This window comes from Nocardia cyriacigeorgica (genome assembly GCF_010858045.1).
Taxonomy (GTDB): Bacteria; Actinomycetota; Actinomycetes; order Mycobacteriales; family Mycobacteriaceae; genus Nocardia; species Nocardia cyriacigeorgica_E.
In genome coordinates this window covers 112,496-129,903 of sequence record NZ_JAAGVC010000005.1, presented here as the reverse complement: position 1 = coordinate 129,903, position 17,408 = coordinate 112,496, and the positions used below count along the sequence as shown (strand labels likewise).

At 68.3% G+C, this 17,408-nt stretch carries 19 protein-coding genes; 5 read left to right on the top strand and 14 right to left on the bottom strand.

All coding sequences use genetic code 11. The features are described 5' to 3' along the window. Window positions 1-11: 11 nt before the first annotated feature. Window positions 12-437, bottom strand: a complete 426-nt coding sequence (locus tag GV790_RS07040; RefSeq protein ID WP_163811707.1) for a DUF4254 domain-containing protein — start codon at window positions 435-437, stop codon at window positions 12-14. A 191-nt stretch (window positions 438-628) separates the two neighbouring features. Beyond that, complete coding sequence (locus GV790_RS07035) at window positions 629-1,402, bottom strand: SDR family oxidoreductase (protein ID WP_163811705.1); 774 nt, start codon at window positions 1,400-1,402, stop codon at window positions 629-631. Window positions 1,403-1,472: 70 nt separating this feature from the next. Here GV790_RS07035 and GV790_RS07030 point away from each other — a divergent pair, with 70 nt between their 5' ends. After that, window positions 1,473-1,826 carry a winged helix-turn-helix transcriptional regulator gene (locus GV790_RS07030; RefSeq protein WP_256673086.1) on the top strand — a complete coding sequence of 118 codons (354 nt, stop codon included), beginning with the start codon at window positions 1,473-1,475 and terminating at the stop codon, window positions 1,824-1,826. A 28-nt stretch (window positions 1,827-1,854) separates the two neighbouring features. On the opposite strand, the gene GV790_RS07025 is transcribed toward GV790_RS07030, so the two are convergent. Beyond that, complete coding sequence (locus tag GV790_RS07025; RefSeq protein WP_163811703.1) at window positions 1,855-3,198, bottom strand: TIGR03118 family protein; 1,344 nt, start codon at window positions 3,196-3,198, stop codon at window positions 1,855-1,857. Window positions 3,199-3,312: 114 nt separating this feature from the next. Between GV790_RS07025 and GV790_RS07020 the strand changes: the two genes are divergently transcribed. Together GV790_RS07020 and GV790_RS07015 are read left to right on the top strand one after the other, a co-directional pair. Then, complete coding sequence (locus GV790_RS07020) at window positions 3,313-3,810, top strand: peroxynitrite isomerase (protein ID WP_163811700.1); 498 nt, start codon at window positions 3,313-3,315, stop codon at window positions 3,808-3,810. Window positions 3,811-4,043: 233 nt separating this feature from the next. Next, window positions 4,044-4,355, top strand: coding sequence for a hypothetical protein (locus GV790_RS07015; RefSeq protein WP_163811698.1), 312 nt, complete (start codon window positions 4,044-4,046; stop codon window positions 4,353-4,355). Here GV790_RS07015 and GV790_RS07010 read toward each other — a convergent pair. From GV790_RS07010 to dxr, 5 genes are all read right to left on the bottom strand, one after another. After that, the gene (locus tag GV790_RS07010) at window positions 4,315-6,102 is read right to left on the bottom strand and encodes a penicillin-binding transpeptidase domain-containing protein (protein ID WP_175585816.1); all 1,788 of its coding nucleotides are present in this window, start codon (window positions 6,100-6,102) and stop codon (window positions 4,315-4,317) included. The two genes, GV790_RS07015 and GV790_RS07010, sit on opposite strands and share 41 nt — an antisense overlap. A 68-nt stretch (window positions 6,103-6,170) precedes the next feature. After that, the gene (locus GV790_RS07005; RefSeq protein WP_163811696.1) at window positions 6,171-7,034 is read right to left on the bottom strand and encodes a GNAT family N-acetyltransferase; all 864 of its coding nucleotides are present in this window, start codon (window positions 7,032-7,034) and stop codon (window positions 6,171-6,173) included. Between the two features lie 70 nt (window positions 7,035-7,104). Continuing rightward, complete coding sequence (gene ispG, locus GV790_RS07000) at window positions 7,105-8,262, bottom strand: flavodoxin-dependent (E)-4-hydroxy-3-methylbut-2-enyl-diphosphate synthase (RefSeq protein WP_130917267.1); 1,158 nt, start codon at window positions 8,260-8,262, stop codon at window positions 7,105-7,107. A 123-nt stretch (window positions 8,263-8,385) separates the two neighbouring features. Continuing rightward, on the bottom strand, window positions 8,386-9,588 hold the full coding sequence (locus GV790_RS06995) for a M50 family metallopeptidase (protein WP_163811694.1): 1,203 nt from the start codon (window positions 9,586-9,588) through the stop codon (window positions 8,386-8,388). Between the two features lie 194 nt (window positions 9,589-9,782). Next, window positions 9,783-10,922, bottom strand: a complete 1,140-nt coding sequence (gene dxr, locus GV790_RS06990; RefSeq protein ID WP_163811692.1) for a 1-deoxy-D-xylulose-5-phosphate reductoisomerase — start codon at window positions 10,920-10,922, stop codon at window positions 9,783-9,785. Window positions 10,923-11,019: 97 nt separating this feature from the next. On the opposite strand from dxr, the gene GV790_RS06985 reads away from it, so the two are divergent. Then, a complete protein-coding gene (locus GV790_RS06985) occupies window positions 11,020-11,304 on the top strand; it encodes a DUF2631 domain-containing protein (RefSeq protein WP_163811690.1) in 285 nt (94 codons plus the stop codon). A 93-nt stretch (window positions 11,305-11,397) separates the two neighbouring features. Here GV790_RS06985 and rlmN read toward each other — a convergent pair whose 3' ends face one another. Beyond that, window positions 11,398-12,507: a 23S rRNA (adenine(2503)-C(2))-methyltransferase RlmN gene (rlmN, locus tag GV790_RS06980; protein ID WP_163811688.1), complete on the bottom strand. Its 1,110-nt coding sequence runs from the start codon at window positions 12,505-12,507 to the stop codon at window positions 11,398-11,400. Between the two features lie 133 nt (window positions 12,508-12,640). Here rlmN and GV790_RS06975 point away from each other — a divergent pair, with 133 nt between their 5' ends. After that, entirely contained in the window at window positions 12,641-12,970 is a 330-nt protein-coding gene (locus GV790_RS06975) for a LapA family protein (RefSeq protein ID WP_163811686.1), read from the top strand. Window positions 12,971-13,000: 30 nt separating this feature from the next. Here the strand turns inward: GV790_RS06975 and GV790_RS06970 are convergent, their stop codons facing one another. The 5 genes from GV790_RS06970 to rpsB form a co-directional block, all read right to left on the bottom strand. Then, the gene (locus GV790_RS06970) at window positions 13,001-13,897 is read right to left on the bottom strand and encodes a phosphatidate cytidylyltransferase (RefSeq protein ID WP_163811987.1); all 897 of its coding nucleotides are present in this window, start codon (window positions 13,895-13,897) and stop codon (window positions 13,001-13,003) included. A 128-nt stretch (window positions 13,898-14,025) separates the two neighbouring features. After that, window positions 14,026-14,583: a ribosome recycling factor gene (frr, locus tag GV790_RS06965; RefSeq protein WP_130917271.1), complete on the bottom strand. Its 558-nt coding sequence runs from the start codon at window positions 14,581-14,583 to the stop codon at window positions 14,026-14,028. 51 nt (window positions 14,584-14,634) lie between these two features. Beyond that, on the bottom strand, window positions 14,635-15,363 hold the full coding sequence (pyrH, locus tag GV790_RS06960) for a UMP kinase (protein ID WP_036538330.1): 729 nt from the start codon (window positions 15,361-15,363) through the stop codon (window positions 14,635-14,637). A 197-nt stretch (window positions 15,364-15,560) separates the two neighbouring features. Further along, window positions 15,561-16,385, bottom strand: a complete 825-nt coding sequence (gene tsf / locus GV790_RS06955) for a translation elongation factor Ts (protein WP_163811684.1) — start codon at window positions 16,383-16,385, stop codon at window positions 15,561-15,563. 99 nt (window positions 16,386-16,484) lie between these two features. Then, on the bottom strand, window positions 16,485-17,318 hold the full coding sequence (rpsB, locus tag GV790_RS06950; protein WP_163811682.1) for a 30S ribosomal protein S2: 834 nt from the start codon (window positions 17,316-17,318) through the stop codon (window positions 16,485-16,487). Between the last annotated feature and the right edge of the window lie 90 nt (window positions 17,319-17,408).

Genomic DNA, 17,408 nt, shown 5'->3' with positions numbered 1-17,408 from the left:
GCTGTCCCCGCTCACCACTCCCCCGCGGCGTCGGGCAGTCGGCGATTGCCGTCGAGCACTTCGACGATGAGGTCCTGATAGCTGTCGGCCACCTCGTGCAGCCGCACCCACGCGTCGTAGTACACGGTGTCGGGAGCGTGCGCCGAGGCCACGAACGCATGCACGGTCAGCTGTGCCATCCGGTCGACGATGCTGCCGACGGTTTCCGAATGCAGCCGGGCCGAACCGTGCGGGATCGGCGTCGCCAGCGTCACCCAGCGATCGATCGCCCGCACCAGCTGTCCGCGTCGGCGATCCAGCTTCGCCAGCGCGCTCACCGGGGTGCGCTCGCGCTGCTCGTGCAGCTGGGTGAGCTCGCCGGCGGCGTCGAGCATCGGATGATCGGCGTGCGGGAGGCCTCGGCAGGCCGCGAGCACGAGTTCCTTGCTCGGGATCACCGGCACCACCGCGCCCGCATCCGCCCGCGGCGCAGTAGCGAGCCAGGCTCCGGCTGTCGCCGCGGCCCCGGACTCACTGCACCGTTCACCCCGATAGCGTCCACTACTTCCCGGCGGCCGTCATCGTTTTCCGCAACTCTTGGTGTCACAGAACCGGCGAGCTATCCGATTCGCCGGATTTCGGCGGTGATTCAGGCCGGCACGGACGCGGATCGCCCCGTCAGATAGTCCGGGCCGCCGACGTAGGTGGTGGTCCCGGACTCCGCGGTACTCGATGCCGCCGCCGCGACCGCCTCGGCGAATTCGGCGATCGTCGGCAGCTCGGCCTGCTCACGGCGCGCCGAAACAGCCGCCGGGTCCCGCCGCTGCAACAACCGCACGATGATGGTGCCGTCGATCATGTCCCCGGACACGACGAGCAGCCGAATCCCCCGCTCGGCCAGTTCCGGGATCATCGCCCGCAACGCGTCCTCACCGGCCCGCTTGCTCGCCGCGATGGGCTCGTAGTCGGCCGGCACGGGCTTTCGGCCAGGGAAATGCGCCTGATGGCTGGTGACGAAGACGATCCGGGAACCGGCAGGCATATGCGGCAACGCCAAGCGCACCAGACGCACCTGCGCGTCTCTATTGATGGCCATCGGATACTCGGGTGCGGCACCGCGTTCCAGCCCGCCGGAGGCGTTGAGCACCAGCACATCCACCTGCCCGTGCCGCTGGGCGACCGCATCGACCATCGCCTGCGCGGAGGATTCGTCGCAGATATCGGCGCCGACGGTGGACGCGGCCCCGCCGGCGGCGATGATCTCGGCCGCCAGCGCGTCGGCCCGCTTGCGCTTCTCGCGGTAGTTGATGACGACGTGGTCGCCGCCGGCCGCCAGCACCCGGGCCGTCTCGGCGCCGATGCCACGGGACGCGCCTGTGATCACGACCGTGCGCCGTCCGGCCTTCGCCTCGGTTTCGCCCACTCGCCTACCTTCCGTCCACGCGACAACCCGACCCCGTGCTTCTGATTTAGAATCACTATGGTGGTTCTGAATGAGAAGCGCAAGTGAGCCGACGCCGTCCCGCGGCCGACACGATCCCACCGTCGCGCCGATGCTGGCCGCCATGGACCTACTCGGTCAGCGCTGGGTGCTGCGGGTGATCTGGGAGCTGGAACCGGGCAGGCTCGGGTTTCTCGAATTGCGCAGGCGGATGGGCAATTGCTCGTCGAGCATGCTGTCGACGCGGCTGCAGAGTTTGCAGAGCGCGGGGCTGGTGACCAAAAACGCGGACAAGTCCTATGAGCTGACCGAGGCTGGGGCCGAACTCGGTGAGGCGTTGGAGCCGCTGTGGCGCTGGGCCGAACGCAGGCAGCCCGCGGTGCCCGACTCGCCGAGTGGTTCCTGAGTTCCGTTCCACTCGGCGAGTCCACGGCTCACTTGAGGCGGATGCTGGAGAAGTGCGCGGTCTTCGGCGTCGGGGCGGCGGTCAGGTACAGCGCGTCGGAATCTCCGAGCGACGCGCCGTCACCGAACTCGAGCCCGCGCAAGCCGGGCACCGACAGCGGTGCGCCGCCGGTATCCCGGACGTAGTCGACGAACTCACCGGTGGTGTCGTCGTAGGCCAGGATGTGGCCAGCGCCCGCGGTATTGCCGATCAGCAATTTTCCGCTGAGCGGGCCGAAGGTGGACGGGGTGACGGTGACCGCCCACGGCGCGTTGAGCCTGCCGCCGTCATCGAGGATGCGCACCAGCGAACCGTCGGCGGCGAACTCGGCGACCTTGCCCTTACCCGGCTTGCCCGCGGCAGCGCTTTCACCGTCGGCGTCGGCCACCGCGCGCTCGCCCACCGCGAACTTCTCGGCGTCATCGGAATCGGGCCTGGTCACCGCGTACGAGACGAACACACGGTCACCGATGGTGGTGACATTGAACGGCGCCGGATCACCCGGAACCGCCTTGCGGCCGAGCTCCGGTTTCTCGGCGTCGACAGCCTCGCCGGTGGCGAACGGATTGGCGAACCCGGATGTCGGCACCAGCTGCCAGTTCTTGTCGAACGTGCGCACCTGCGGTTCGGCGCCGAAATCGGCGGCGAGCAGCTTGTCCCCCGAGGGGGCGAGGGCGATGCCGTAGAACGCCATCTTCTGCGCCGATCCGTCGAAAACCAGGTTGGCCGGACCGTCGTGCCGGATGACGGCACCGTCGGGCGCGATATCGGTCCAGGCGGCCAGCGTGCCCGCATCGGTCGCGATGATGTTGCGCGCCGAGCCGGTCAGCAGCAGCGGCGGCACCCCCTCGAACGGCACCGGCTGATCGCGCACCACGAACGCATCCGAGTTCGGCGGCGCCGGATTCGCCACCACACCGGTCACGGTGCCCGCGCTCTTGTCGGAGGTGTCGGCATCGACACCGGGCACGGTCATAGCCGTGAATCCGTCCTGGGACAACGTGTGCAGCTCCGGTTTCGCCGCCGAGCGCACATCGCCGAGGAAACCGAAGGCCTTGCCGCCCGCGCCGACGAGGAAATGGCCGCCGGGCCGATCGCTGAACCCCCACGCGTTGACCAGATCGGACACGGTGACCGCGGCGTGTGCGCCCTCGTCGCCGGACGCCAGCGCGGTCACGACATAACGGTTGCCGTCCAACCCGACCTCGCCCGTCCCGGTCGCGGAGTCCGAGCAGGCCGCGGCGAGCGCGACAGCGGTGGCGAGCGCCGACATCCGCAGCAGGGTCGTGCGCGAGCGCCAGTTACCGGAATCGGCCCGGTGTCCGTACAGCATTCTTGTCCCTTCCGACAACACAGCCCCTCACCCATCAGGCGTCGCTCACCTTAGCGTGTAAGAAACCGGGGAGCCGGGAAACATCATCTCGGCCATGGGTTTAAGCTGACCGCCGTGGTCGAACCCCAGCCGCCCATCGCGCCCCATCCCGATATCGCACCGCTGGCCCCACTGCTGGGCACCTGGCGCGGCACCGGACACGGCGAGTACCCGACGATCGAGCCGTTCGACTACCTCGAGGAAATCCACTTCGGTCATATCGGCCGGCCATTCCTCACCTATCGGCAACGCACCCGCGCCGCCGACGACAATCGCCCGCTACACGCCGAAACCGGGTACCTGCGCTGTCCGCGACCGGATCGCGTCGAGCTGATCCTGGCGCATCCGACGGGTATCACCGAAATCTGCGAAGGCGCCCTGACCGTCACCTCCGACGAGATTCGCGTCGAATTCGAGTCGACGAATATCGGGCTCAGCGGCACCGCGAAATCCGTGACCGCGCTCGGCCGCTCTATTCGGCAATCCGGCGACGTCATCGACTACACGCTGCGCATGGCGGCGGTCGGTGAACCGTTACAACATCATCTGGCAGCCACGTTGCGTCGCGCGTGAAGCTTTTCGCTACCTCGATCGCCGGATAACGAGGCGGTCACGAATCGGCCATGCCTCAGGTCACGATTTTCGGTCCGATATCCGCCTGCTCACATTTTTCTTGTCCGGAACAGTGCTGAGCGCTTAGGTTGGCCTCAACAGCAAACATTCAGTCATCATCTGGCGAATTCACTTGCCGCAACGAGGCTGCACCACGAGCTCTTCCCGCACACCCTGATTCGAGGGAGCCGGCCATGAAGCGTTCTACCCTTGTCCTCATCACCGCCGGAATGATTTTGGGCGGCGCCGGTGTCGTCGAAATCCTCGGCACGGACACCGCCGCTTCCGGGGGCGCCGTGCACCCGGCCGTCGTCCGTGACATTCAACCCGCCCGCGAATCTCCGCGAAGTTATCCGAACGCGACCGTCGACCCCGTCACCGCGACCCAACTGTTCTTCGCGGTGCACCAGCTCGCCGCCCAGCAGCCATCCGGCACCGCGGACGTGTCGCCCGCCGACGGCATGCTCAGTATCCCGGCGGAAGCGCCGCGAACATATCCCGGGTAACGGCGACCGCGTTATCGGAACTCCCGCCTTTGACCAGCAGCGTCGCGAACGCGAGGTCACCGCGGTAGCCGACGAACCACGAATGTGAGCCGCCGTCGACCTCGGCCTCACCGGTCTTGCCGTACACCTCGCCCTGATCGGCGATGCGGCCGGCGGTGCCGCCGGTGACCACCTTGCGCATCATCATCCGCAGGCCGTCGATCACCTCCGGGTCGATCGAGGGGCGATCGCCGTCCACGACGGTCTCGCGTCCGGCGATCAGGTACGGCACCGGCACCGAACCGTTGGCCACGGTCGCCGCGACCAGCGCCATCGCGAACGGGCTCACCACCACCCGGCCCTGCCCGATGCCGTCCTCGGCGCGCTGGACCTCGTCTTCGGCCGGTGGCACCGATCCAGAAGCTGTCGGCAAACCGGCCACCGTGTACGTCGGCCCGATCCCGAACGCCGCCGCCATATCGTGCAATGCCTCGGCGGACAACCCGCTGGCCAGTTTCGCGAACGTCGTATTGCAGGACCGCTCGTAGGCGGTCGCCATCGGCACACTGCCCACCGTGAAGAGGTTGTAATTGGGGATGGTGCGTTCACCGATCACGGTCTGGCTCGGGCACGGCAGCACGGTGTCGGGGGTGGCCAGGCCTTCGTCGATGGCGGCCGCCGCGGTGACGGTCTTGAACACCGATCCCGGCGGATACTGGCCGATGGTCGCGATCGGCCCGTCCCGGTCGGCGGCCTCGTTCTGCGCGACGGCCAGGATCGCACCGGTCGACGGCTGGATCACCACCATCATGGTCTGCTCGGTGCGCAGCGATACCGCGTGCTGGGCGGCATTCTGCACATTGCGGTCGACGCTGAGCGAGAACGACGGCGCCGGTTGGGCGGCGACTTCGGTCAACACCCCGATCTGCGCGCCGTTGGCGTTCTCGAGCACGACGCTCCAGCCCGCCTTGCCGTCGACCTCGTCGATCACGGTCTGGCGGACTTGCGTCATCAGGTCGGGGGCGAACTCGCGCCGGGTGGGCACCAGATCCCACTCCTGGGTCAGCGTCACCCCCGGCAGGCCGATGAGTTCGATGCTGACCTGGTCGAATTCGAATTCGCTCAGCTTGGCGACGGTGTAGGCGCCCTGGGCCCGCCGGGCCGCATCGAGGATCGCCGACGCGGTGAGGTCTTTGTCGAAGCGGATCAGGGCGGCCGAGAGCGCGCCCGCCACCGAGCCCGGATCACTCGCGTCGGCCGTGCGGAACACCACCCGCGACACCTTGCCGGGGACCAGCACATCGCTGCCGGATTGTTCGTTGACCCTGGCCCGCGGCGCCGGCTCGGCGCGCAGTTCCATCTTCTGGGTGTCACCGAGTTCGGGGTGGATACTCGACGAGGTCCAGCGCACCGTCCAGCGTCCGTCGGTGCGGGCCATCTGCAATGTCCCGGAGTAGGTCCACACCCGGTTCTTCGGCAGTACCCATTCGTAGGTGTAGTCGACGGTCGCGGTGTCACCGGTGACGCGGGCAGCACCGGTGCGTGCGCTCAACTGCTCGGCCTGCAAACCCTCCCACGCCGAAACCAATGCCTGCCGTGCCGATTCCGGCCGGCTGGTGTGCCCGGCGGCCGCATCGACATCATGGGCGGCAAAGGCGCTGACGAAGGCCTCGGCAGCCGCGGCAGGACCCTGCGGGCCCGCCGCGCAGCCGGTTGCGGCGACCGCGAGCGCGGCGACGGCAAGCACGAGGAACACGCGAATCGACATCGGCACCGATGGTAGCGGCCACTGGCGGGCAAACACCTGTGGCGCACCGCAGTTCGGCCCGGGCAACCTCAGTCGAGCAGCACGGTGGTGAAGGTGGCGATCTGCCGGAAACCCACCCGGCGGTAGGCCTTGCGCGCGATCTCGTTGTAATCGTTGACATACAGGCTGGCCGTGCGCCCGGAGGCGATCACCGCATTGGCGACGGCGGCGGTCCCCGCGGTGCCGAGGCCGTTGCCACGCCGATCGGGATGCACCCACACGCCCTGGATCTGGCCGGTGCGCCGCGACAGCGAACCCACCTCGGCCTTGTACACCACGCGCCCGTCCTCGAACCTGGCCCAGGCGCGGCCGGATTCGATCAAACCGGCGACTCGGCGACGGTAGCCGCGGCCGCCGTCACCGGCGCGCGGGTCGACGCCGACCTCCTCGATGAACATGGCGATGGCGGCCTGCAGATAGCGGTCGAGTTCCTCCGGCCGCACCCGGCGCACCAGCGGATCCGGTGTGGCCCCCGTCGGTTCCTCCAACGCGAGCAGCGGCTGGTCGGCCCGCAGTTCCCTGGCGGGGCCCCAATGCTCGGCCAGCATCTCCCACAGCGGCAGCGCCAGCTCTTGTCTGCCGACCACCGAGGAGCAGATGCGGGGCCAGCGGACCGCCCGTTCGGCGAAGGCGCGCAACGCGTCCTGATCGCCGAGCAACGGAACCAGGTTGACCCCGGAGAAGCACAGCGACTCGGCCGGACCGCCGCGGCTCCACAGTTCGCCCTGCCCACCGCTGCCATCGATACCGAATTCTTGCAACCGGGCCGCGACCATGCAGCAGGCCACGGGATCGGCATCCAGCACTCGCAGGACCTGCGCCAGGTCCCGCTTGGCGAGCTGACGCGCGGGAGGGTTCTTCGCGCGTCGCGTCGGCTCCAGCAGACTCCGCACGTCTCACAGCCTGCCATGAACCGGGGCCGCGTGCCCCGGGTATCTCGAAACCCCTGGTCCGGTGCGGCGTTCAGCCGACGGTGACGACCGGTTCCCCGGCGCCGACATCCTCGCCCATCTCTTCGGCGATGCGCATGGCCTCTTCGATCAGGGTCTCCACGATCTGCGCTTCCGGCACGGTCTTGATGACCTCGCCCTTGACGAAGATCTGCCCCTTGCCGTTGCCGGAGGCGACGCCGAGATCGGCTTCGCGGGCCTCACCCGGTCCGTTGACGACGCAGCCCATCACCGCCACCCGCAGCGGAACCTCCATGCCCTCCAGTCCGGCGGTCACCTCGTTGGCCAGGGTGTACACGTCGACCTGGGCGCGCCCACAGGACGGGCACGAGACGATCTCGAGCTTGCGCGGACGCAGGTTCAGCGATTGCAGGATCTGCCCGCCGACCTTGATCTCCTCCGCCGGCGGCGCCGACAGCGACACCCGGATGGTGTCGCCGATGCCCTCGCTGAGCAGTGCGCCGAAGGCCACCGCGGATTTGATCGTGCCCTGGAATGCCGGACCGGCCTCGGTGACGCCGAGGTGCAGCGGGTAATCGCACTGCGCGGCCAGCTGGCGGTAGGCCTCGACCATGATCACCGGGTCGTTGTGCTTGACCGAGATCTTGATATCGCCGAAGCCGTGCTCCTCGAACAGGCTCGCCTCCCACAGCGCCGATTCCACCAGCGCCTCGGGAGTGGCCTTGCCGTACTTCTCCAGCATCCGCTTGTCCAGCGAACCGGCGTTCACGCCGATGCGGATCGGGATTCCGGCGTCGCCTGCGGCCTTGGCGACCTCCTTGACCCGGCCGTCGAACTCCTTGATGTTGCCTGGGTTCACTCGCACCGCGGCGCATCCGGCGTCGATCGCGGCGAAGATGTAGCGCGGCTGGAAATGGATGTCGGCGATCACCGGGATCTGCGACTTCTTGGCGATGGTGGCGAGCGCGTCGGCGTCCTCCTGGCGCGGACAGGCCACCCGCACGATGTCGCAGCCGGACGCGGTCAGCTCCGCGATCTGCTGCAACGTCGCGTTGACGTCATGGGTCTTGGTGGTCGTCATCGACTGCACCGAGATCGGGTGATCGCTACCCACACCGACGTTGCCCACCATCAGCTGACGGGTCTTGCGGCGGGGAGCCAGCACGGCCGCGGGCGCGGTCGGCATCCCCAATCCGATTGTGCTGGTCACCTTCGGCTGCCTGCTTTCGTCTGGTTCGGGCCTACTCGCCTGCGAGTCTAGTCGCGCGCGTGACGTTCTCGTGTGACCACCGTGACAGCGCGAGGGCCGTCACTCGAACATCGGGTGCGCTGGTCAGGGGAACAGCTCGATCGGGTTGACGATGTCGGCGACCAACGTCAGCACCATGTACGCACCACCGATCACCACCGCCACATAGGTCACCGGCAGCAACTTCAGGTAGTCGACCGGCGCGCCCGGCGCCAGCCCCTTCCAGCCGCGGACGGTGTTGCGCAGTTTCTCGTAGATCACCACCGCGATATGCCCGCCGTCCAGCGGCAGCAGCGGCAGCAGGTTGAACGCGCCGAGGAAGAAGTTCAGGCTGGCCAGGACCAGGATGAACAGTCCCCAGAGCCCGCGCTCGGCGGTCTCGCCCCCGATCTTCGAGGCGCCGTACACGCTCACCGGGGTTTCCGGATCGCGCTCGCCGCCGGTCACCGCGGTCCACAGGTCGGCCACCTTGGCCGGCATCTGGGCCAGCGATTCGAAGGTGCGCACGAACATGTCGCCGGTGAACGCCCCGGCCGCGGGGATGGCGGCCAGCACGTTGTACTTGACCGGCCCGTAGTAGTCGGAACCGACGCCGACCGCGCTCACCTCGCGACCGGGTCCACCGTCGGACGGATAGCGGATCACGCGCTCGGGGGTGACCGGAATCGTCAGGATCTCACCGTCACGCTCGATGGTGTAGGTGAACGGCCCGGTCTGGTTCTGGGTCTCGGTCTGGAACTCCCGCCAGGTCTCGACCTCGACCCCGTTGACGGCTTTCACCACGTCACCGCGCTGCAGCCCGGCCCGCTGAGCGGGGCCGGTGCCGGTGCACTCGGCCAGCGTGCCGTCCGGGTTCTGGGTGGCGACGCAGCTCATCTCACCGAGGGCGGTGGCCGGCGGCTGGTTGAAGTTCGGCAGCCCCCAGCCGACGGCGAGCACCACCACCAGCAGGAAGCCGAGCAGGAAGTTCATCGCGATGCCGCCGAACATGACGACCAGACGCTTCCAGGTGGCCTGGCGATACATCGCCCGGTCCAGTTCCTCGGGCTCGAGCTCGTCGAGCGCGGTCATGCCCGCGATATCGCAGAACCCGCCGAGAGGCAGCGCCTTCAGGCCGTACTCGGTCTCACCACGCCGGAACGAGAAGATGCGCGGCCCGAAGCCGATGAAGTAGCGGCGCACCTTCATCCCGGTCGCCTGTGCGGCCCACATATGCCCGCACTCGTGTAGTGCGATCGAGATCGTGATGCCGAGGGCGAACAGCGCGAAACCGAACGCGAACACCATTTGCTCTACAGCCCTCCTGCGTTGCGCAGCTCGTCAGTTCCCGGCACGCACGCGTCCTGGGTCGGCCGCGAGCACGCGTCCACAGTACCGGCAGCGTTCGGCGGTGACCGGATGCGTCTACCCGGCAGCGCGCGGTCCGGCGCTGTGAGCCGGGCAGTGGGCCGCGATGGTCTCCGCCGGACCGCGCGTGCCGACTAGGTGAGCACCAGTTTCCGTGCGTACTCCCGCGCCCAGGCATCGGCCGCGAGCACTTCCTCCAGGCTGGTCGGTTCGGCGCGCCAATCGTCGGCGGCGGCGACCGCGAGACCGACGGTGCGCACGATCTCGGGGAACCGGATCGCGCCGTCCAGGAAGGCCTGCACCGCGACCTCGTTGGCCGCGTTGTACACCGCGGTCACGCAGCCGCCCGCGGTACCGGCCTGCCTGGCCAGCTCCACCGCGGGAAAGACCTCGTTGTCCACCGGCTCGAACTCCCAGGTCGTCGCGGTGGAGAAATCGCAGGCCGCCGCAGCACCAGGCACCCGGTCGGGCCAGCCGAGTGCCAGCGCGATCGGCAGCTTCATATCGGGCGGGCTGGCCTGAGCCAGCGTCGAGCCATCGGTGAAGGTGACCATCGAGTGCACGATCGACTGCGGATGCACGGTGACGTCGATGCGGTCGTACGGAATGCCGAACAGCAGATGCGTTTCGATCAGCTCGAGGCCCTTATTGACCAGCGAGGCCGAGTTGAGCGTGTTCATCGGGCCCATCGACCAGGTGGGATGGGTTTTCGCCTCGGCGGGGTTGACCGCTTCCAGCATCTCGGTGGTCCAGCCGCGGAACGGTCCGCCGGACGCGGTGAGAATGAGCCGGTCCACTTCCTCGGCGCGCCCGCCGCGCAGGCATTGCGCCAGCGCGGAATGCTCCGAATCCACCGGCACGATCTGTCCTGGCGCGGCGGCGCGAGTCACCAGCGAGCCACCCGCGACGAGAGATTCCTTGTTCGCCAACGCAAGTCGCGCGCCGGAGTGCAGGGTGGCCAGCGTCGGTTCCAGTCCGAGCGAACCGACCAGCGCGTTCAACACCACATCGGCTTCGGTGCGGCGCACCAGCTCGGTCACCGCGCCGGCCCCGCCGAGCTCGACGCCGAGCCGCTGGGCCGCGGCCGGATCGGCCACCGCCACATTGGCGGTACCGGTGGCCGCCATCTGCGCGGCGAGCAGATCGGCGTTACCGCCGCGCGCGGCCAGGCCGACCACCTCGAACTTGCCCGGGTTGGCGGCGATCACCTCCAGCGCCTGGGTTCCGATGGAACCGGTGCTGCCGAGCAGGAGAACTCTTACGACGTCGGACACCCGCACATTCTGACCGACACCGCACCCTGCTGGCTACGACGACCGGTCGTATGCCACGATATCGGGCAGTATCCGATTCTCGAGCTGAGGAGCGATCGTGGCCGCCACGGAACTCGAAACCACCACCAGTGACCGCGCCGTCACCACTGTGGATCCTGCTGAGGTTCCGTCGGCCGCATGGGGCTGGAGCGGCGAGTCCAGGCGCGCCTTCCGGATCGCGGGCTGGATCGTCGTGCTCGCGCTGCTGGCGATGCTGTTCGAGGGCCCGCAGGGCGCCTCTTCCGGCACCGGCAACGTCGGCTACATCTTCCTCGTCGCCTCCGCGATCGGCCTTGCCGTCATCCTCATCCGCGACAGCATCCTGCGCCGCAAACCGCGCTAGTCCCGGCGCGCTCGCACTCGATCACCAGCGCCCCGGCGGCTCGATCCGCGGATCAGCGGCCGGGGCGGCGTTCTGCTCGCCCGCAGGTGCGGCTCAGCCTTCGGCGGCCAGCTGCCCGCAGGCCGCCGCGATCTCCTGACCACGGGTATCGCGCACCGTGCAGGGCACGCCCTTGGCGTTGACCCGCCGCACGAATTCCTGTTCCACCGGCTTCGGGCTGGCATCCCACTTGCTGCCCGGCGTCGGATTCAGCGGGATCACGTTGACGTGCACGCGCGAGCCGAGTGCCTTGTGCAGCTTCTCCCCCAGCATGTCCGCCCGCCACGGCTGATCGTTGATATCGCGAATCAGCGCGTACTCCACCGATACTCGGCGACCGGTCTTGTCGGCGTAGTAGCGTGCGGCGTCGAGCACCTCGGCCACCGGCCAGCGGTTGTTCACCGGTACGAGGGTGTCACGCAGCTCGTCGTCGGGGGTGTGTAGCGAGACCGCCAACGTCACCGACAAGCCCTCGTCGGCCAGCTTGCGGATCGCGGGGGCGAGGCCGACGGTGGAGACCACGACGTTGCGCTGGGAGATGCCGAGACCGTCCGGCGCCGGTGCGGTGATGCGCCGCACCGCGTTCAGCACCCGCTTGTAATTGGCGAGCGGCTCACCCATGCCCATGAAGACGATGTTCGACAGCCGGCCGGGACCGCCGTGTACCTCGCCGTCACGCAGTGCGGCGGCCGCGGCCCGCACCTGGTCGACGATCTCGGCGGTCGACAGGTTCCGGTTCAGCCCGCCCTGACCGGTCGCGCAGAACGGGCAGGCCATACCGCAGCCGGCCTGGCTGGAGATACACAGCGTGGCCCGGTCCGGGTAGCGCATGAGCACGCTCTCCAGCAGGGTGCCGTCACCGGCCCGCCACAGCGTCTTGCGGGTATCGCCGCCGTCGCACGCGACATGCTTGACCGGGGTCAGCAACGGCGGGAACAGCGCCTCGCCGACCTTCGCGCGCACCGGGGCCGGCAGGTCGGTCATCTGCTCCGGGTCGGCCTGCAGCCGCCCGTAGTACTGGCGGGCGATCTGGTCGGCCCGGAAGGCGGGCAGCCCGAGTTCGGCCATCGCGGCGCGGCGGCCGTCGGCGTCCAGATCGGCCAGGTGGCGCGGCGGCATCCCACGGCGCGGGGCATCGAAAACCAGGGGCAGGGAGACGGTCATAGTTTCTCCAGTGTCCCATCCCCCGGGGCGTCGACCACATCACATCCCCTCGACGGCTCCGCTGCGGCCGCGGGAGCGCGCCGTGGCACGGGAAATCCGTGCGGGAGCGATAGCTGTCGGGAATGATCGATATATGTCTACCCATGCCGCTGACCAGGTGCCCGAACCGGAGCCGATCCCGCAGACCGAACCGGCCGTCACTCCGCGCACCCGCCGTACGCTGGAGAAGTCGAAGGCGGGATACACCTGGGTCGGCCTCGTCGTGGCCGCGCTGCTGGGTGTCGTGCTGCTGATCTTCATCCTGCAGAACCTGGAGCGGGTGGAGGTCGACCTCCTGTTCTGGACCTTCGGCCTGCCGCTCGGAGTATCGGTGCTGCTGTCGGTGATCGCCGGTGCGCTGGTGATGGCGCTGGTCGGCGGCGTGCGCATCATGCAGTTGCGCCGCGCCGCCAAACGCCCCTGACCGCGGATGGGCCGCGGCGCCGCGCAGATCTCAGAGCAGGGTGCTGAGCACCAGCCACGACACGAACGCCGACGGCAGCATCGAGTCGAGCCGGTCCATGATGCCGCCGTGGCCCGGCAGCAACGTGCCCATGTCCTTGATGCCGAGCTCGCGTTTGATCTGCGATTCGATGAGATCACCGATGGTCGCCACCAGCACGAGGCCGATGCCGAGCACCACACCGATCATCGAGTTGGCGTCCAGCAGCAGCGTCACCGTCAGGAGACCGCCGATCACGCTGAACACCAGCGAGCCGCAGAAGCCCTCCCAGGATTTCTTCGGACTGATCGAGGGCACCATCGGATGCCTGCCGAACAGCACCCCGGCGACGTAGCCGCCGACGTCGGAGCAGACCACCAGGATCATGAACGTCAGCACCCGCAGGTTGCCGTCCGGCTCGAGCAGCAGCAGAACCGCGAACGCGGCGAGCAACGGAATCCAGGCGAGGGTGAAGATCGCGATCGAGGTGTCGCGCAGGAAGTTACGCGGGGCGGTGGTCAGGCCGTGGTCGAACAAACGCCACACCATGCACACCAGCGCCGTGGCCGCGAACGCTCCGGCGACCCCTTCCGGGCCGAACGGCCAGCCCAGCCAGAACACCGCTTGACCACCGGCGATCAACGGGATCCGGGGAACGAGCACGTCGGCCTCACGCAGCCGTTTGGCGACCTCCCAGGTAGCCACCGCGATCGCGGCGCCCGCCACCCCGATGAACACCTTCGGCACGAACAGCAGGATCGCGATCAGCGAGAGCCCGAGGCCGAAGCCGACGATCAAGGCCGCCGGTAGATTGCGACCGGCCCGCGACTTGGGCGCGGCCGGTTCCGGCGCGGGCGATTCGCGCACGCTCGGCGTCGCGTCCGCCGCACCGGCGGTAGCGGCGTCAATGGGGCCGTCGTCCGGTGCCTGTTGTCCCGCCGCACCGGCCGCAGCGGTGTTCTCGGCCACGATTGTCCCGTCGCTCAACTCGTCGTTTCCGTTTCGTCCCCCGCCCGGGCGGGCCCGCCAGATCTGGGTCAGACCTCGAGCAGTTCGGCTTCCTTGTGCTTGACCAGCTCATCGACCTGGCCGACATATTTGGCGGTGGTCTTGTCGAGTTCCTTCTCGGCCCGCCCGACCTCGTCCTCGCCCGCCTCGCCATCCTTCTGGATGCGCCCGAGTTCTTCCATCGCCTTGCGGCGCACGTTGCGGATCGCGACCTTGGCGTCCTCCCCCTTGGACTTGGCCTGCTTGACCATCTCGCGCCGGCGCTCCTCGGTGAGCTGCGGAATCGAGATCCGCAGGATGTCACCGTTGTTGGTCGGGTTCACGCCGAGATCGGAGTTGCGGATCGCGGTCTCGATCGCACCCAGCTGCGCCTGCTCGTAGGGCTTGATCACCACCATCCGGGGTTCCGGCACGGTGATACTCGACATCTGGGTGACCGGGGTAGGCGATCCGTAGTAGTCGACCAGCACCCGGGAGAACATGCCCGGATTCGCCCGACCGGTGCGGATGGTGCCGAGATCGTCCTTCGCCACCGAGACGGCCTTCTCCATCTTCTCCTCGGCGTCGAAGAGCGCTTCTTCAATCACGACCGTTTCCTCCACAGCGTCGTCATCGTCATGATCCGCGGGCTCGCGGAGTCAGGAACGAACCAATGTGCCGATCTTCTCACCGGCGACAGCCCGGGCGATATTGCCCTTGGTCAGCAAATTGAACACCAGGATCGGCATCTGGTTGTCCATGCACAGGCTGAACGCCGTGGCGTCGGCGACCTTCAGGTCGCGTTCGATCGCCTCTTTATGGGTGATCTCGGTGTACATCGTGGCCGCCGGATCGACCCGGGGGTCGGCGGTGAACACACCGTCGACGGCCTTGGCCATGAGCACCACGTCGGCGCCGATCTCGAGTGCGCGCTGTGCCGCGGTGGTGTCGGTGGAGAAGTACGGCATGCCCATACCGGCGCCGAAGATCACCACGCGGCCCTTCTCCAGGTGCCGTTTGGCGCGCAACGGCAGATAGGGCTCGGCGACCTGGCCCATGGTGATCGCGGTCTGCACTCGGGTGTCGATGCCCTGCTTCTGCAGGAAGTCCTGCAGCGCAAGGCTGTTCATGACGGTGCCGAGCATGCCCATGTAATCCGAGCGCGCCCGCTCCATGCCGCGCTCTTCCAGTTCGGCACCGCGGAAGAAGTTGCCACCACCGATCACCACGGCCACCTGCACGCCGGTCGCGACGATCTCGGCGATCTGCTCGGCCACTGTCTGGACGACGTCAGGATCGAGCCCCACCTTGCCGCCGCCGAACATCTCACCGCCGAGTTTCAGCAGTACCCGGCGATATCCTGGGCGGTCGGTCCCCGGGTCGGTCATCGGTCTGGGTCTCCTTCGGCGATCGGCATGTTCTCGGCTGGCGCCGGCCCGAGATCCGGGCACGGCGGCATCAGACAGTCGGCAACGCAGAGCGTCCCTATCCTGCCTTATTCGGTTGGAGCGGCAGCAGAAGGCCCCCCGTCGACCGGATGATCGGTGCGACGAGGGGCCTTCTCGCTCGTGTGGCGCGAGGGCTCTCAGCTCGCGCCGACCTCGAACCGGGCGAAGCGGGTCACGGTGACACCGGCCTCGTCCAGCAGGGCCTTGACGGTCTTCTTCGAATCGGTGACCGACGCCTGCTCGAGCAGGACGACATCCTTGAAGAAGCCGTTGACGCGGCCCTCGGTGATCTTCGGCAGCGCGGCCTCGGGCTTGCCTTCCTCGCGAGCGGTCTGCTCGGCGATGCGGCGCTCGTTCTCCACGATGTCGGCCGGAACCTCGTCGCGGGTCACGTACTTGGCCTTGAGGGCGGCGACCTGCATGGCGGCGGCGCGCGCGGCCTCGGCGGCGGCGTCACCGGAACCGGTGTACTCGACCAGCACGCCGACGGCAGGCGGCAGGTCAGAGGCACGCTTGTGCAGGTAGGTGGCGACCGGGCCGTCGAGGGAGACCACGCGGCGCAGCTCCAGCTTCTCGCCGATCTTGGCGGCCAGTTCCTGCACCGCGGCATCGACGGTCTTGCCGCCGAGGTCCAGCGCCTTCAGCGCCTCCAGGTCGGCCGGCTTGGCGGCCGCGGCGGCGGTGACGATCTGGTCGGCCAGGCCCTGGAACTCGGCGTTCTTGGCGACGAAGTCGGTCTCGGAGTTGATCTCGACCATGACGCCGTCCTTGGCGACGACCAGGCCCTCGGCGGTGGTGCGCTCGGCGCGCTTGCCGACGTCCTTGGCGCCCTTGATGCGCAGCAGCTCGACGGCCTTGTCGAAATCGCCGTCGGTCTCGGCCAGGGCGTTCTTGCAGTCCATCATCCCGGAGCCGGTCAGCTCCCGGAGCCGCTTCACGTCAGCGGCGGTGTAGTTCGCCATCGGGGGCGAGCCTCCTTCGAAAAGGTTAGGTACCGGGCAGTGGTGGCCACGATGGCAGTGCCAGGTGGCCACCACTGGAACAGCGGATGACGCCGAAACTCAGGCCTCGGCCGGGGTCTCGGTCTGAGCGGCCTCGGCAGCGGGAGCCTCGGCGGCGGGGGCGGCCTGCGCCAGCAGCTCCTGCTCCCACTCGGCCAGCGGCTCGCCCGCGCCCGCTTCGGGCTTGTCGTCACCGGAGGCGCGGCCGGCACGGGCCTGCACGCCCTCGGCGACGGCGGAGGCGACCACCTTGGTCAGCAGCGCGGCCGACCGGATCGCGTCGTCGTTACCCGGGATCGGGTAGTCGACCAGGTCGGGATCGCAGTTGGTGTCCAGGATCGCGATGACCGGGATGTTCAGCTTGCGGGCCTCGCCGACGGCGATGTGCTCCTTGTTGGTGTCGACGACCCAGATGGCCGAGGGCACCTTCTGCATGTCGCGGATACCGCCGAGGGTGCGGTCCAGCTTGTTCATCTCACGCGTGAGCATGAGGATTTCCTTCTTGGTGCGACCCTCGAAGCCACCGGTCTGCTCCATGGCCTCGAGCTCCTTGAGGCGCTGCAGGCGCTTGTGCACGGTGGAGAAGTTGGTCAGCATGCCGCCCAGCCAGCGCTGGTTGACGTAGGGCATCCCGACGCGAGTGGCCTCGGCCGCGATCGACTCCTGGGCCTGCTTCTTGGTGCCGACGAAGAGCACGGTGCCGCCGTGGGCGACGGTCTCCTTGACGAACTCGTAGGCCTTGTCGATGTAGGTCAGCGTCTGCTGCAGGTCGATGATGTAGATGCCGTTGCGGTCGGTGAAGATGAACCGCTTCATCTTCGGGTTCCAGCGGCGGGTCTGGTGCCCGAAGTGTGCGCCGCTGTCGAGCAGCTGCTTCATGGTTACGACAGCCATAGCTCCCGTATCTCTCTTTCGTTGCCGGTTGACGCAGCACGCCGGCGGCCTGCTGCCCTGGCGCCCCGAACCGCCGGACCCGATCTCGTG